This window comes from Chroococcus sp. FPU101 (genome assembly GCF_017312365.1).
Lineage (GTDB): Bacteria > Cyanobacteriota > Cyanobacteriia > Cyanobacteriales > Microcystaceae > Chroococcus.
The window spans coordinates 1-1,183 of sequence record NZ_BLJI01000102.1 but is presented as its reverse complement, the minus strand read 5'-3'; the positions used below and the strand labels follow the sequence as shown (position 1 = coordinate 1,183).

The 1,183-nt window shown below is 46.9% G+C and carries 1 protein-coding gene; it reads right to left on the bottom strand.

Annotated features, from left to right (window positions below):
* Positions 1-151: 151 nt before the first annotated feature.
* Positions 152-1,183: photosystem II D2 protein (photosystem q(a) protein) (gene psbD / locus CFPU101_RS25240; protein ID WP_206818635.1), on the bottom strand; the 1,032-nt coding region annotated here is incomplete at its 5' end.

Genomic DNA, 1,183 nt, shown 5'->3' with positions numbered 1-1,183 from the left:
TGTATTTGTTAGTATCCATATGATTTCTGTTGTGAAAATACTTTTATGTTTATGTACTTTGAACCGTATAAAGATGAGAATAATCAATGGGTTTGGAGATTATGGTCACCTGACGGCAGCGAAGTAATGGCTTACTCAGGCAAGAGCTACGCTAAATATTCAATACAAATTTCTCGTGGGGTTGGTCTTGAGGAGCCATCCATGCTCTCAAGCCTTCGTTGAGTAGAATATTTTTGGTGTAGAAGGTTTCAAACTCTGGGTCTTCTGCTGCTCTTAATTCTTGAGAAACGAAGTCATAAGCTCGTAGGTTTAACGCTAGTCCGACAATTCCGATACTTGCCATCCATAATCCAGTCACTGGTACGAATAACATGAAGAAGTGTAACCAACGCTTGTTGGAAAACGCAATCCCGAAAATCTGTGACCAGAAACGGTTTGCGGTTACCATTGAATAGGTTTCTTCGGCTTGAGTCGGTTCAAAAGCGCGGAAGGTGTTTGAGCCTTCGCCATCTTCAAACAAGGTGTTTTCGACGGTTGCTCCGTGAATCGCACAAAGTAACGCTCCACCTAAAATCCCTGCGACTCCCATCATGTGGAAGGGGTTGAGGGTGAAGTTGTGGAATCCTTGTACGAAGAGGATGAAACGGAAGATGCCTGCTACGCCAAAACTGGGGGCAAAGAACCAGCCTGATTGTCCTAGAGGATACATCAAGAAGACGCTGACGAAGACGGCAATGGGGCCACTAAACGCGATGGCGTTGTAAGGTCTGATGCCGACTAAACGAGCGATTTCAAATTGACGTAACATGAAGCCAATCAAAGCAAATGCACCATGAAGGGCGACAAATGGCCATAATCCGCCGATTTGGAACCAACGAGTTAGGTTCCATTGGGCTTCGGGCCCCCACAGGAATAATAAGGAGTGTCCGAAGGCATTGGCGGGGGTTGAAACGGCTACGGTGAGGAAGTTGCAGCCTTCTAGATAGGAACTGGCTAACCCGTGAGTATACCAGGAGGTGACGAAGGTGGTTCCAGTCAGCCATCCACCTAATGCCATGTAGGCACAGGGGAATAGAAGTAATCCAGACCACCCGATGAATACGAAGCGGTCGCGTTTTAGCCAGTCATCGACGACATCAAAGATGCCTCTTTCGACTTGTTGGCGGCCTACTGCTATGGTCAT